Source organism: Halomonas sp. RT37, from assembly GCF_040070525.1.
Classification (GTDB): Bacteria; Pseudomonadota; Gammaproteobacteria; order Pseudomonadales; family Halomonadaceae; genus Halomonas; species Halomonas litopenaei.
In genome coordinates, this window is record NZ_CP098827.1 from 2,415,424 (window position 1) to 2,429,382 (window position 13,959).

Genomic DNA, 13,959 nt, shown 5'->3' on the forward strand with positions numbered 1-13,959 from the left:
GGCAGCAGCTCGGTGTTGTTCAGGCACCAAAGGTTACCAGCCTGTCACACTCGAGGCCCAGGTCCACCAGCTGCCCGAGGCCGGTCAGCTCGAACGGCGCCTGGACACTGTGGCCTTGCTTGCCGTGCCTGGCTGCCTCGTCGGCGTCGACGATGCCTCGGCGCAGTGCGGCGGCGATGCATACCTCGAGACGCACGCCATGCTCCTGGTTCAGCGTGGTCCAGCCGTCGACCAGATGAGGCTCGTCCTGGGGCGGCGATGCCAGGCGCGCGGCGTTGTGAACGCCATCGCGATAGAAGAAGACGGCCTCCAGGTGGTGACCGCGGGCGATCACCGCACGGGCGAAGCGCAGCGCGCTGTGTGCGGCCTGATGGCTGTAGGGGGCACCCAGCAGCAGGATGGCATAACGCATGGTATTCCCTTGGCTCCCGCCAACGTCGGGAGTTGAACAAAGCGGGTCATCAAAAACACGTCGGCCCCGCCAAGGCGGGCCCGACAGTGTACGACAGTTGTGCCAGAACGTCTTGCGACGATCAGTCCTGGCTGACCACGCCCAGCAGCGACAGCAGGCTGATGAACAGGTTGTAGATCGACACATAGAGAGTGATGGTGGCGAGGATGTAGTTGGTCTCGCCGGCACGGTGCACGATCTCGCTGGTCTGGTACAGGATCGCCGCGGAGGAGAACAGCACGAAGCCAGCCGATACCATCAGCGACAGCGACGGAATGTTGAAGATCAACGCCGCCACCATGGCCAGGATCAGCACGATGGCGCCAGCCATCATGAAGTTCGCCAGGAAGCTGAAGTCCTTGCGAGTGATCAACGCCACCGCCGACAGACCAAAGAAGGTCAGGCCGGTCATGCCCAGTGCGGTCATGATCAGCTCGGGACCGTTGGACAGCGTCAGATAGGCGCTCAGGATCGGGCCGAGGGTGAAGCCCATGAAGCCAGTGAAGGCAAAGGTCGCCAGCAGGCCGAGGGCCGAGTTGGCGGTCTTGTGGACCAGGAACATCAGGCCGTAGGCGCCGATGAAGAACACCAGAATGTTCATCTGCTGTACACCGAAGGCCACGGCGGCCCCTGCGGTGATGGCAGAGAACAGTAGTGTCATCGCCAGCAAGCCGTAGGTGTTGCGCAGAACCTTGTTCGTCGCAGCGACCTGCGTCTGGGTCTGACGATTCACCTGTGACTCTTGATAAGCCATGTATCCAGAGCTCCCTGTTGGTTGACATGCATTCGACACAGCATGCCCCCAGCAAGTTCCCGACGCAAGCCGCCTGGCGACGGGGTTTCAACGCCATTCAAGCGATCAGACTGGCCCATGGGCCCGCCATGGGCGGCGCGAACACTGTTTCCTATCGGCGACAAAAAATTGCTTAGCTGCACAATTTTTGCGCAGTCACCCTATTGCAACAGCTCCCTTGAAGGCATCAGGGAGGGGTGTCGCTCTATCGCGTAAGACATTGATCGCACACAAGTGTTGACGTGGGGAGAAAAGCTGGTAAAGTACACCGCCGTGAGCCGGAGGGATGGCAGAGCGGTTGAATGCACCGGTCTTGAAAACCGGCAAGGGTTAACGCCCTTCCAGGGTTCGAATCCCTGTCCCTCCGCCACCTCGAATCCAGAAGGGGATCAGTCGACAGACTGATCCCCTTCTTCGTTTTTTCCCTCTTCCCTCTTCCCTCTTCCTTCAACAGCTCCCTGCCTTTCGGCACGCCAATCCTTCGACGGTCTCGAGGCGCTGCCCCGCCATGGTTCTTCACACCAGTGACTGCACATCTGGTTCTGCACACCAGCCCCAGCAGCAAGGTCTGTTCACCGGTTGTCGTGAAAAGGTCACCGATTGTCGTTGATGGATTGGCGACAACGCCGCAAATCGTGCACCCTGCTTGCATCTGTTGCTCCAGGCAGCACGACAGGGACGAACCAGACACGATGCATCAAGGCGCCAGATAACTACAGGTGGCGCAACGTGCATGTCGGAGGAGCTAGCATGAGGTCTCTTTCCAGCACCGGTTTTGCGGTTTTCGGCGCGGCCCTGGTCGCCATCAGCTACGGACTCGCCCGTTTTGCCTTCGGCCTGTTTGTCCCCCAGATTCGCGATGAGCTGTCGCTGACGCCTGATGCCATCGGCATCATCGGCGCCCTTCCCCTGATCAGCTTCCTGCTGTCCACGGCGGTGGCGCCTTACGCCACCGATCGTCTTGGTGCCCGCTACGCAGCGGTACTGTCCGGGCTTTTCGGTATCGTCGGCCTGGCACTGATCAGCCGTGCGGCCGATGCGACCATGCTCAGCATCGGGGTGTTCGCCTGCGGCATCTGTACCGGCCTGATGATGCCCGCACTCACCGCCGGGATGCAGGCGCTGGTGAGACGCTCACTGCATGCTCGTGTCAGTTCGGTCATGAATGCGGGAACCAGTATCGGCGTGATCGTCGCCGTGCCAACGGTACTGTTCATGGCGGACGCCTGGCGACTGGCCTATCTGTCCTTCGCCCTGCTGACGGTCATCGGCGTGTGCGCTACCTGGCTGTACCTACCCTCGGTGTCGCGCATCACGCCTTCCAACGCCGCCGACCCACCTGCATTGCGTGAACTGCCGTGGTCACGGCTCGTGAGGCTTACCCTGTTTTCCTACGCGATGGGCTTCATCTCGGCCGCCTACTGGATCTTTGCTCCGGACCTGGTGGTGACCCTTGGCGGTCTGTCACCAAGCGCCACGGGGTGGCTGTGGCTCGCCGTCGGCATCGCCGGTCTCGGCGGTGCGGTGGTGGCGGATCTGGCCGACCGCAACAATCCGCCCATCACCCAGGCCTTGATGCTGACCATGCTGGCGGCAAGCCTGGCATTGCTTGCCGCCAGCTCCGCCCAACCCGTGCTGGCGGCATTCTCCGCTCTGGTCTTTGGCCTCGCCTACATGAGCTTGACGGGTCTTTACCTGATGACCGGCATTCGCCTGCTGCCCGGACGCCTGGCGATGGGGCCGGTGCTGCCTTTCATGGCCGTGTCGCTTGGCCAGGCCACCGGCTCGCCGGTCATCGGCGCTCTGCTCAATGTCTTCAGCTATGCCGAGGGGTTCGCCATTTTCGCGTCAATCGGCATCCTGGTTGCCCTGCTGTCGCCCTTGTACCCAGGCCATATTCATCAGGTGGGCGATGAAGAGGTGGAGGATCCTCCAGGCCTCCAGTCCGCCTACGATCTACAGCTTCAGAACGAAGCGGGCGAGCCACTGGAGGACCCTGAATACTTGCCCGGGGAAGACCCACGAGATGAGCCGACCGCCGGTCTTGAACACAGCCATAAAGAAGAACGGGGCTGACCCAAGACGCAGCAGCGACATAGCGGTATGCCCGGCATAAGTCATGCCCCTGCCAGGACCATGCGGCAATCCTGACCGGGGTCAATCACCCCAGATAACGTCGCGTCATCTCCCCTCAGTGTTATCGCCGCCGATAGCTCGGCCTGCTGTGATAGGCGCTCAACGATTTCTGAACGAGTCGCTACCGAAACACGGCAACGATTGTCGCCAGGGACACGCCCGTCGAGCCAGCGTTTCCATGCGCAGCAATCCGCTATCGAGGAAGGTGTGTCATGCAGAGGTCCGTGCAAAGGTCCATGCAAGTCATGGTCGGCGTCCTCGCCGGCCTGGTGCTGCTCTCTCCCGTATCGGGCCCGGTTGGGGCAAGCCAGCCCGAGACCGGTCGGCCCGAGACGGACGGAGCGTTATTACCCTTCGCCCCCGCCCCCATGCCGAGCGATGTACCACCTCGCCTCCAGGACGCCACCATGCAGTGGCCGGACGAGCCGTCCCACCTGCCGGAAGACGCCCCCAATGTTCTGATCGTCATGCTGGATGATGTGGGCTTCGGGGTGTCCGAGGTCTTCGGTGGCGAAATCAGGATGCCAGCGCTGTCGCGCCTGGCCGATGAAGGCATCGAGTACACCGGCTTTCATACCACGTCCATCTGCTCTCCCACGCGGGCGTCCCTGCTGACCGGTCGCAATCATACCCGGGTGGGCTCCGGTACCATTGCCGAACGGGCGGTGGCCTTCGACGGCTATACCGGCGTGATTCCGAAGAATGCCGCCACCATGGCCGAGGTGCTCAAGCAGTACGGCTACCACACCGCCGCCTTCGGCAAGTGGCACAACACCCCGGCGGTCGAGACGACAGCGATCGGCCCCAAGGATCGCTGGCCCACCGGCTATGGTTTCGAGCACTTCTACGGCTTTCTGGGGGGCGAGACGTCTCAGTGGGAGCCACGCCTGACCGTGGACACCCTGCATGTCGAGCCCCCCGAAGACGATCCCGACTACCACCTGACCGAGGACCTGACCGACCAGGCGCTCGCGTGGCTCGCCGACTACCGGGCCTTCGATCCGGACAAGCCGTTTTTCATGTACTGGGCGCCGGGTGGGGCCCACGGCCCCCATCACGTTGCACCGCAATGGGCCGATCGCTACGACGGCCAGTTCGACGATGGCTGGGATGCCTACCGCGTGCGCACCCACCAGCGACAGCTCGAGATGGGCATCATTCCGCCGGGCACAGCACTCACGCCACGCGACGACAGCCTGCAAGGGTGGGACGAGATTCCCGAGAGCCAGCGCGACTTCCAGACTCGCCTGATGGAAATCTACGCCGGCTTCGTGGAGCACACCGACAGCCAGGTCGAGCGACTGCTCGAGGGCATGGCGGAAATGGGGCTCAGAGACAATACCCTGGTCATCTACATCGTCGGGGACAATGGCTCCAGTGCCGAAGGCCAGCACGGCTCGATCAGCGAACTGCTGGCCCAGAACAATATCGGCAGCAGTGTCGCCCAGCAGCTGGAGGTACTGGATCGCATGGGCAGCCTCGATGTTCTCGGCAGCCCCCAGACCGAAAACATGTACCACGCCGGCTGGGCCTGGGCGGGCAGCACTCCCTTCAAGGGCACCAAGCTGCTCGGTGCCTATTTCGGCGGGACCCGCAACCCCATGGTCATCTCCTGGCCCGGCCATATCGCACCGGATGAGCAGGTACGTCACCAGTTCCACCACGTGGTGGATATTGCCCCGACCCTCTACGACATTCTGGACATCCCGCTGCCGGACGTCGTCAACGGCTACCCGCAGATGCCGATGGACGGTATCAGCCTGGCCTACACCTTCGACGACGCCGATGCCCCCGGACGCAAGCACCACCAGTTCTTCGACAATAACGGCAGTCGAGGGCTCTACCTGGATGGCTACTTTGCCGGTACCTTTGGCCCGCTGGTTCCCTGGGATACCTCGAGCGCGGCACAGCGGATCGCCGACTGGGATTCCGCCGAAGATGTGTGGGAACTCTACGACCTGCGAAGCGATTTTTCCCAGGCCAGAGATCTGGCCCACGCTCAGCCTGAGCGACTGGCCATGATGAAACAACGCTTCATGGATATCGCCGAGGACAACAAGGCCTTCCCCACCGGTGCGGGCAACTGGCTTCGCGTCCACCCCGAGGACCGGGTCAAGACGCGCTACGATCACTGGACCTTTACCCAGACAACTCAACGCATGCCGGAATTTTCGGCCCCCGGCGTTGGTCGCCAGAGCACCCGGGCCAGCCTGCGTATCGACACCGGCCAGGGCGATGCCGAGGGCGTGCTGTATGCCATCGGAGGTGCCGGCGGCGGGCTCAGCGTCTATCTTGATCAGGGCAGGCTGACCTACGAGTACAATATGCTGCTGATGGAGAATACCCGCATTCACACAGCCGCCCTGGCCCCGGGCAGCCACGACATCGTCATCACCACCCGGATCCCGGTGCCCGGTAAAGCGGCGCAGGTGACGATCGAGGTGGATGGGCAGACCGCGGCGGAAGGTCAGGTGCTCTCGACGGTCCCCCTGGCCTTCAGCGCCAGCGAGACCTTCGACGTGGGCCGCGATCTGGGCTCCCCCGTCTCACGCCACTACGCAGAGCGACGCCCTTTCGCCTTTGGCGGCAAGATAGAAGCCTTTACGATCGAGCTGCTCTAATTGGTGAGGCTTTCGAACTTTACGTCGGCAATCAGGGTCATACCCGTGAACTATGCCGAGATGGATGGACATGAAGCATTATCGTGTAGAGAGTTATCAGACAAGAACGATGAAGCGCACTCGCTGGGCGGTGGTGGCATTTTCGGATTCCTCTCCCAACGCCTCACGGCGGGTGGTCTCTCGCCACGATGGACAGGACGAAGCCAGGGCCGCCGCCGCGGCCCTGGCCTTTGAAGACAAGCTCGGTCGAACGCCTACCAACGTCTGACGCGCCTGTTGATCTGATTTTTAACGCCGTATTACCCAGCGCAGGCGCTTTTCGCACAAGCCCTAGGCGCTGTCCGAAAAGTCGACGAGCGAAGGTTAGACAAGGCAAAAATCGGTGAGACAGCGCAGTTTACGGGGTGTAAATGAGCATTTTGATCCGATTTTTAACGCCGTATTACCGAGCGCAGGCACTTTTCGCACAAGCCCTAGCAGCGGCTGGGCGAAACGCCTCTGTAAACCTCCTTGGCCTGCACCATCTCGGCTCGCAAGCCTTCGATACGTGACTGATGCCCCGGATGGGTGGACAGGATCTCCGGCGGTTGATCACCGCCAACCGATGCCATATTGCGCCAGAGGGCGACGCTCTCGCCGGGATCGAATCCGGCGCGCGCCATGATGGCCAGCCCCATCACGTCGGCTTCGGACTCATGGGCACGACTGAACGGCAAGGCGATACCGAGCTGGCTGCCGATGCCCAGCGCCTGGAGCAAGGGCTCCTGACCCACGTCGCCCTCGCTCATCAGTCCTACCACCAGCAGCACGGCCTTGATGCCCAGTTGCTGGGTCAATCGTTCGTTGCCATGGTCGGCGAGCACATGGGCGATCTCGTGACCGACCACCGCCGCCAGCTGGGCGGGCGTCTGAGCGACCTGCAACAGCCCCGAGTGCACGCCGATGCGCCCTCCCGGCAAGGCAAAGGCATTTGGCGAGGGATTGTCGAACACGACCACCTGCCAGTCGTCAGGCATCTCGACCTTGGGATAGACGAGCCGCGCGGACTTGATCAAGGCGTCGCTGACACATTGGACCTCGGCCTTGATGGCGGCATCGGTGGAAAGCGGTAGCTGGCTTCGCATCTGCTCAAAGGCGTCACCCCCCATGTCGCTCATCACGAAGCCAGGCACCAAGGCAAGCTGGCTACGCCCGGTGGGTGTCTCGTCGCAGCCCCCCAGCCCGACGGCCAGCAATAGCGTCAGTACCACGGGAAAATAGGATCGTTTCATCGAGCCTGACCTTTTCATGAAAAGCTGCTGGGCGACCATCGCCCTATCGTCTGAATGATGCCGTTTGTCACGGTGTTTGACTACGGCCGACGTCAGACGCATCTGGAATTCGCCATAAAGCGCATCCTGCTGTCTGACCAGCCGCCCCACTCCTATAGTGAACGAGCCAGCGACGGCACAACGCCGAAGGAAGCCTCAAGAAAGGAGACGCGGCCGTGGATTACCTGCACAACACTCTGGAAGGGCTGAAAGCCACCAGTCCCGCCCAGGCGGAGTTCTATGCCGCTGCAGAGAAGATCCTGGCGTCCCTGAGGCCCCTGCTGGAGTCAGACGCCCGCTACCTCGAGCACGCCATCATCGAGCGACTGGTGGAGCCCGAGCGCCAGCTGATGTTTCGCGTCTGCTGGACCGACGACAACGGCAAGATCCAGGTCAACAAGGGGTACCGTGTCCAGTTCAACTCGGCTCTCGGCCCCTACAAGGGGGGCCTTCGCTTTCACCCCAGCGTCAACGCCAGCATCATCAAGTTTCTCGGGTTCGAGCAGATCTTCAAGAACGCTCTGACCGGGCTCGCGCTCGGTGGCGCCAAGGGCGGCGCCAACTTCGACCCGCGCGGACGCTCCGACGGGGAAATCATGCGCTTCTGCCAGGCGTTCATGACCCAACTGGTGGATCATCTTGGGCCCACCGTGGATGTCCCTGCGGGCGATATCGGCGTCGGCGCCAGAGAGATCGGCTACCTCTATGGCCAGTACAAGCGACTGACGCGACGTCACGAAGGGGTGATTACCGGCAAGGGGCTGGACTGGGGCGGATCGCTGGGCCGCAAGGAGGCCACCGGCTACGGCGCCGCCTACTTTGCCCAGCACATGCTGGCAGCCCGGGGTGAAGAACTGCGCGGCAAGACCTGCCTGGTCTCCGGCGCGGGCAATGTCGCCATCTATACCATCGAGAAGCTCCATCAGCTGGATGCCCTGCCGGTCACCTGCAGCGATTCCGGTGGCTGCCTCCACGACCCGGACGGCATCGATCTGGAGGCTCTCAAGCGCTTGAAGGAGGTCGAGCGCGTCTCGCTTGAAGGCTACCTGAAGGATCACCCCCGGGCCCGCTTCATTGCGCTGGACGACTACCCCGCCGACGGCCACGCCGTCTGGCGCATCCCTGGCCAGGTCGCCTTTCCCTGCGCGACCCAGGGCGAGGTCACCCTGGCCGACGCCGAGGCGATGCTCGCCAATGGGCTCGAGTGTCTATGCGAGGGGGCCAACCTGCCGACCCTGCCGTTGGCGGTGGACCGTCTGCTGGAGGCCCGCATCGCCTACGCCCCCGGCAAGGCGGCCAACGCCGGCGGCGTCTCCACCAGTCAACTGGAAATGGCGCAGAACGCCAGCATGCAGATCTGGCCGCTGGAGAAGGTCGATGCCCACCTCCAGGCGATCATGGCCAATATCCATCGCTGCTGTGCGTCCACCGCAGAGGAATTCGGCGAGCCCCACAACCTGGTGCTGGGCGCCAACATTGCGGGATTCAGGCGCGTCGCCAATGCCATGATCGACCAGGGGGCCTGGTAAATCCTGGGACAGGTTTGTCCGGGGGACGGTTGGCAACAAGGACCCTGCCGATCCGCCCGCCGGCAGATAAGCACAAAAACGCATATTACATGCAAGACCGACTACACTATGCCGAAATAGCAATCGAGCCCGCGTTGCAGGGGCTCTCTCATCGGCTGGGGGAATGTCGGGATGCATCAGGGAAGAGTCAGGATTCGGGGCGGCGAGCTCTGCGAACAGAATGGCCTGAGGGTGAACGTTCCGTTAGCCAGCAGATCCGTTGGTGCCGCGCTGCTGATCGGCACACTGGCGATCAGCCCCGGCGTCCTGGCCGAGCAGGAACTCGGACAGGCCGCCTCCGACCCCACTGCGCCACTGATGAACTTCCAGCTACAGAATTCCTGGAGCCCGGAAGTCCACGGCACCAATGATTCACAGAACATCGTACAGTTCAGAACGGCGCTGCCCTACCGGCTGGCGGGCCACCAGCACATCTTTCGCCTGACGGTGCCCTCACTGACCGAGGATCCCGGCGGTTCCACCGGCCTTAGCGATTCTACGGTGTTCGACCTCACCACCTTCGAACACTCCTGGGGTCGTTCTGGCTTCGGTGTGGTCGCCCTTCTGCCGACCGGCGGTGAGCATCGTGGCGCCGAACAGTGGGGTCTGGGTCCGGCGGTCGGGTTTGCGGCCTCGCGGGGCTCCTTCCTGTATGGCGCCTTCAACCAGAACATCTTCAGTGTCGCCGGTGAGGACGATCGCGAGGACGTCAACCTGAGCATCCTGCAGCCCATCATCAATCTCGGGCTCGGCCAGGGCTGGTCAGTGGGCACTTCGGAGATGAACATCACCTACGACTGGGAGCACAGCGACTGGAGCAGCCTGCCCGTGGGTGGCCGACTCAGCAAACTGGTAAAGCTGGGAGACTCCCCGCTGCAGATCAGTGGTCTGTATGAACACAACTTCGCCGACGACTACGCCGTGCCCGAAGACCAATTTTCGCTGCAGTTCAAGTTGCTGGTGCCCTGACGGGCTCTTCCAGGGCATCTTGGCAAGGGGCTTTCTCGACAGACCCCGCTCGATTCTTTCCGATACTGGAACGCTGCGCCTCAGTAGAGGCGCAGACCCACACGGGTGATATGGTTGCCTTCCATCTCGCTCACCACCCAGTGGATGCCATGCCAGTCGACGTCGTCGCCTACCACCGGATGCCCGCCCAAGCGTAGTCCCATGAATTCACCCAGTGTCAGCGAGGCCTCGCCGGGGCTCAGGGTCAACGCATAGGCATCGGCCACATCGCCCATCCTGGCGTCCGCATCCAGGGTAAAGGTGCCGAAGAAGGCTCGCTGCTGGCGATGCTTGGCGTCGCCGTTGAACAGCCGGTTCAATGCTGGCAGATCGTCGCTCTTGCCGATGACACAGATGATATCGTCGATGCGCAACTGTGTACTGCCCTTGGGGTGCAGCATCACGTGCTGGCGGAACAGGGCAGAGATCAAGGCACCTGAGGGAAAGCGCAGCAGCCGAATCGGGACGTCTTCGAGATCGGCATTTTCGACCTTGTAGACGAACATCTCGAAGTCGTTTTCAGGCAGGATGCCAAGTGGCCCCCGATGATTGGGAGTGGCACTGTCCGGCACCATGACCTTCATGCGGCGTGCCATCCAGGGCAAGCTTCCGCCCTGGATCAACAGCGACAGCAACACCACCGCGAAGGCCACATTGAAGTAGAGGCCAGCTTGCTCGACGCCACCGATGACAGGAAAGATCGCCAGCACGATGGGCACGGCACCGCGAAGTCCCACCCAGGAAATGAAACCCACCTCGCGCCAGCGGAAATGGAAAAATGGCTTGAGCGTCAGCACCACCGCCAACGGACGCGCCACGAAGATCAGCGCCAGGGCCACGATCGAAGCCGGTAACAGCACTTCCAGCAGTGCCGAAGGTGTCACCAGCAAGCCAAGCACCAGAAATAGCCCGATCTGACTTAGCCAGGCCAGTCCGTCATGCACCGGCAAGATGAAGTTGAGGTGCCGCCCCGGTTGATTGCCGATCATCAACCCGGCCAGATAAATCGCCAGGAAGCCACTGCCCCCCAGGGCACTGGTCAAGCCAAAGACGCAGAACCCCAACGCCAGGGCCAGCAGCGAGTAAAGGCCCGGCGCAAGATCCACATAGCGCAGCAAGCGACCGATCAGCCAGCCCGCGCCAAGCCCGATGGCGATGGCCATGGCGAACTGCTGAACGAAGAACAGCAGCATGTCCAGGGGGCCACCGAGGTCCCCCACCAGCGCCTCGACCAGCACCAGGGTAAGAAAGATCGCCATGGGATCGTTGGTGCCGGACTCGATTTCCAGGGTGGCGCCGACCCGTTCGTTGAGGTTGAGCCCTCTGCCACTGAGCATCGAGAAGACCGCCGCAGCGTCGGTAGAACCGACGATGGCCCCGACCAGCAGGCCCTGCAGCAACGATAGATCGAAGACCCACATCGCCAGCAGACCGACCAGACCGCTGGTGATGAAGACCCCGACGGTAGCGAGCCCCAGGGCGGGTTTGAAACCGACGCGAAAGGTCTTGAGCCGTGTCCTCAGGCCACCATCCAGCAGGATCATCGCCAGGGCGAGATGGCCGATGACAAAGGCCAGCGAGTAGTTGTCGAAGTCGATACCCAGCAGGCCGTCTTCACCCGCCAGCATGCCGAGTATCAGGAACAGCACCAGCAGTGGCACACCGGCCAGAGCGGAAAGCCGACTGGCCAGCACACTCAGCGCAATCAGCGTTCCACACAGAAGAAAGAGACTATTGATCGAATCCATGCGCATCCCTTGCAACGTTCATCATGATTGTCTCACGCCCGGCCCCACGCCGCGATCTGTCGAGTGTAACGTGATTCATCGAGCGCACTTCGAATTACCAGGATGTTGATGGATGCCGCTGGTGAACGAAGCTCGCCCTTGGATACACTAGCGCGCTGGTACGAATGCCTGACCCATGGAGATTGTTGATGCCCAAGTCGTCGCCCAGGCAACACCGGCTAATCCGGCTTGCGGGCTTGAGCTTGCTGCTGGCAAGCCTCGGCGCGTTGCCCCCTGCCCTGGCCGAGCCGGAGGCGCCCGCTGAAGCCGCAGCGCAGCAACAGGCAGCCCCGCCCCTTGCCCAGGAGCAACAGGTCGAGACTTCTTCCGAGCAGATCGGCGGAACGCCCCCTACAAGCGCCGAAGCGGCGGTGGTGAGCGATATCCTCGAGCGCTACCGTGGATTGCCTGGTGGACCCGGTATCGACACGCCCGCGATGCCGGTGGCACCGTCGGCCACGGCGGCTCCTGCCGATCCGATCGCACCGCCACCGGTCACCGAGCTGACTCTAGTGCTGGAATGGTCACCCGGGCCGCAGCACGCTGCCTTGCTGGTGGCTCAGGAGAGGGGGCTGTTCTCGCGGCGCGGACTGAACGTCGTGCTGCAGACCCCCGCCGATCCCGACGTACCTGCCAAGCTGGTGGCGGCATCCCAGGCGGATCTGGCACTGACCGACCAGCTGACCCTGCACCGGCTGGTGGACCAGGGGCGCCCCATCATCAGGGTAGCCACCTTGAGCGAATTGCCACTGTCGGCGCTGCTGGTACGCGAAGATGCGGACATCGACTCGGTGCTGGGACTGATCGATCACCGGATCGGCTACGCGCAGCGCGCGGGACAAGACGTCTTGCTCAGGGCCATCCTTCAACACGAAGGATTGAACCTGTCCCATGTCGAGGCCAAGGACGTGCACTTCAGCGTGATACGCGCGATGAACGAAGGCTGGATCGATGCCTTTATCGGCGGCGCGGCACTGTCTCTGCCGCGAGAGCTCGCCGACCTCGGCATCGCTACCCGCGCCATGCCGACCGAGACACTGGGTATCCCGGTGCATGACGGCCTGGTCGTCGTGGCCAACCAGGACCACTTTCAGGCACAGAAGGACGCCATTCGCGCCTTCGTCGACGCACTGGAACAAGCCACACGCTGGATCATCGACCATCCCGCCGCGAGCTGGGAGATCATGACTCGACTCGAGCCGACCATGGACAGCCCCGCCAATGCCGAGGCCTGGCCCGACATCAGGCGCCGACTCAGCCTGCGCCCCGGCGCCATGGACCACGGCCGCTATCGTCGCCTGGAGCGCTATCTACATGACCAGAAGATCGTCGAACGCTTGACCCCGATCTCGCGCCTGGGCAAGGACCCCGGCTAATCACTGGCGCCTGGGCAAGCACCCCGGCTAATCAGCGGCACCTGGACCAGGACCCCGGCCAATCACCGGCGCCTTGATTGCACTGGCTAGTCGTCCAGAGAGGCCAGAAATTCGGCCACTTGCTCCTGAAACTCCTGCGCCCGCTCGGTGTGCAGCCAGTGACCAGCGTCCAGGGTCTTGACTTCGGCCCTGGGCAGGACGGCGCGCAGCGACTCAAGCAGGTCATCGGCGACGTAGTCGGAGCGACTACCGCGCAACACCAGCGTCGGCACATCGATGCTTCCTTCGCCACCGGGCGGTGCCATGATCTGGCCGTAGCCGGCTTCGATCGCATCGAGATTGACCCTTAGGCGTAGTACGCGATCGTCGTCGCGCACCAGATTGGTAGCCAGAAACATGCGGGTGGGCTTGTCGTCGATCACCTCAGCCATCAAGGCATCGGCCTCTCGCCGGTCGGTAGGCTCACCCTGTTCGACACGCCGCAGTGCGCTGAAGACGCTATCGTGACGGTGTTCATAGGCGACCGGCGCGATATCGGCAACGATCAGCGACGCCACCAGCTCAGGGTGCAGCCTGGCCAGGGTCATCACCACCTTGCCGCCCATGGAGTGGCCAAGCAGGTGCCCTCTGGTGACGCCGCAGCGGTCCATCACCGCTGCCACGTCTTCGGCCATCTGGTCATAGTCCATACCCTCGGCATGAGGAGAACGGCCATGATTGCGAAGATCCAGGGCGATCACACGGCGCTCGCCCGACCACTGTTTCACATGGGAGCGCCAGTTGTCGGCGCTACCCAGCAGGCCATGAACGATGACCAATGGCTCTCCCTGACCACCACTGTCCGTATATTCCAGGGAAACCGTCATAGCTGCACTCCTTTGAGCGATCGAAGGTTGGAAGAGAGCCGGT

Annotated in this window: 11 protein-coding genes and 1 tRNA gene; 7 read left to right on the plus strand and 5 right to left on the minus strand. The window is 62.6% G+C overall.

Annotated features, from left to right (window positions below):
- Window positions 1-19: 19 nt before the first annotated feature.
- Both tusD and NFG58_RS10230 read right to left on the minus strand, forming a co-directional pair.
- The gene (tusD, locus tag NFG58_RS10225; RefSeq protein ID WP_045991750.1) at window positions 20-412 is read right to left on the minus strand and encodes a sulfurtransferase complex subunit TusD; all 393 of its coding nucleotides are present in this window, start codon (window positions 410-412) and stop codon (window positions 20-22) included.
- Between the two features lie 121 nt (window positions 413-533).
- Window positions 534-1,205, minus strand: a complete 672-nt coding sequence (locus NFG58_RS10230) for a Bax inhibitor-1/YccA family protein (protein ID WP_348828093.1) — start codon at window positions 1,203-1,205, stop codon at window positions 534-536.
- A gap of 319 nt (window positions 1,206-1,524) precedes the next feature.
- Here NFG58_RS10230 and NFG58_RS10235 point away from each other — a divergent pair.
- The 4 genes from NFG58_RS10235 (at window position 1,525) to NFG58_RS10250 (ending at window position 6,269) form a co-directional block, all read left to right on the plus strand.
- Window positions 1,525-1,614 (plus strand) — tRNA-Ser (locus NFG58_RS10235).
- Window positions 1,615-1,994: 380 nt separating this feature from the next.
- The gene (locus NFG58_RS10240; RefSeq protein WP_348828094.1) at window positions 1,995-3,320 is read left to right on the plus strand and encodes an MFS transporter; all 1,326 of its coding nucleotides are present in this window, start codon (window positions 1,995-1,997) and stop codon (window positions 3,318-3,320) included.
- Between the two features lie 296 nt (window positions 3,321-3,616).
- Window positions 3,617-6,001 carry an arylsulfatase gene (locus NFG58_RS10245; protein ID WP_348828095.1) on the plus strand — a complete coding sequence of 795 codons (2,385 nt, stop codon included), beginning with the start codon at window positions 3,617-3,619 and terminating at the stop codon, window positions 5,999-6,001.
- A 70-nt stretch (window positions 6,002-6,071) separates the two neighbouring features.
- Window positions 6,072-6,269 carry a hypothetical protein gene (locus NFG58_RS10250; protein WP_124804775.1) on the plus strand — a complete coding sequence of 66 codons (198 nt, stop codon included), beginning with the start codon at window positions 6,072-6,074 and terminating at the stop codon, window positions 6,267-6,269.
- Between the two features lie 205 nt (window positions 6,270-6,474).
- Here the strand turns inward: NFG58_RS10250 and NFG58_RS10255 are convergent, their stop codons facing one another.
- Window positions 6,475-7,272, minus strand: coding sequence for a M48 family metallopeptidase (locus tag NFG58_RS10255; RefSeq protein WP_045993710.1), 798 nt, complete (start codon window positions 7,270-7,272; stop codon window positions 6,475-6,477).
- Window positions 7,273-7,487: 215 nt separating this feature from the next.
- On the opposite strand from NFG58_RS10255, the gene gdhA reads away from it, so the two are divergent.
- Together gdhA and NFG58_RS10265 are read left to right on the plus strand one after the other, a co-directional pair.
- Window positions 7,488-8,840 (plus strand): NADP-specific glutamate dehydrogenase, encoded by a 1,353-nt coding sequence (gene gdhA, locus NFG58_RS10260; protein ID WP_045993711.1) that lies wholly within the window; start codon window positions 7,488-7,490, stop codon window positions 8,838-8,840.
- 231 nt (window positions 8,841-9,071) lie between these two features.
- Window positions 9,072-9,848 (plus strand): hypothetical protein, encoded by a 777-nt coding sequence (locus tag NFG58_RS10265; protein WP_124804776.1) that lies wholly within the window; start codon window positions 9,072-9,074, stop codon window positions 9,846-9,848.
- A gap of 80 nt (window positions 9,849-9,928) precedes the next feature.
- On the opposite strand, the gene NFG58_RS10270 is transcribed toward NFG58_RS10265, so the two are convergent.
- Window positions 9,929-11,635 (minus strand): potassium/proton antiporter, encoded by a 1,707-nt coding sequence (locus tag NFG58_RS10270; RefSeq protein WP_222569499.1) that lies wholly within the window; start codon window positions 11,633-11,635, stop codon window positions 9,929-9,931.
- 188 nt (window positions 11,636-11,823) lie between these two features.
- Between NFG58_RS10270 and NFG58_RS10275 the strand changes: the two genes are divergently transcribed.
- The gene (locus NFG58_RS10275) at window positions 11,824-13,050 is read left to right on the plus strand and encodes an ABC transporter substrate-binding protein (protein WP_052704430.1); all 1,227 of its coding nucleotides are present in this window, start codon (window positions 11,824-11,826) and stop codon (window positions 13,048-13,050) included.
- An 86-nt stretch (window positions 13,051-13,136) separates the two neighbouring features.
- Here NFG58_RS10275 and NFG58_RS10280 read toward each other — a convergent pair whose 3' ends face one another.
- A complete protein-coding gene (locus NFG58_RS10280; RefSeq protein ID WP_045993713.1) occupies window positions 13,137-13,916 on the minus strand; it encodes an alpha/beta fold hydrolase in 780 nt (259 codons plus the stop codon).
- Window positions 13,917-13,959: the final 43 nt, after the last annotated feature.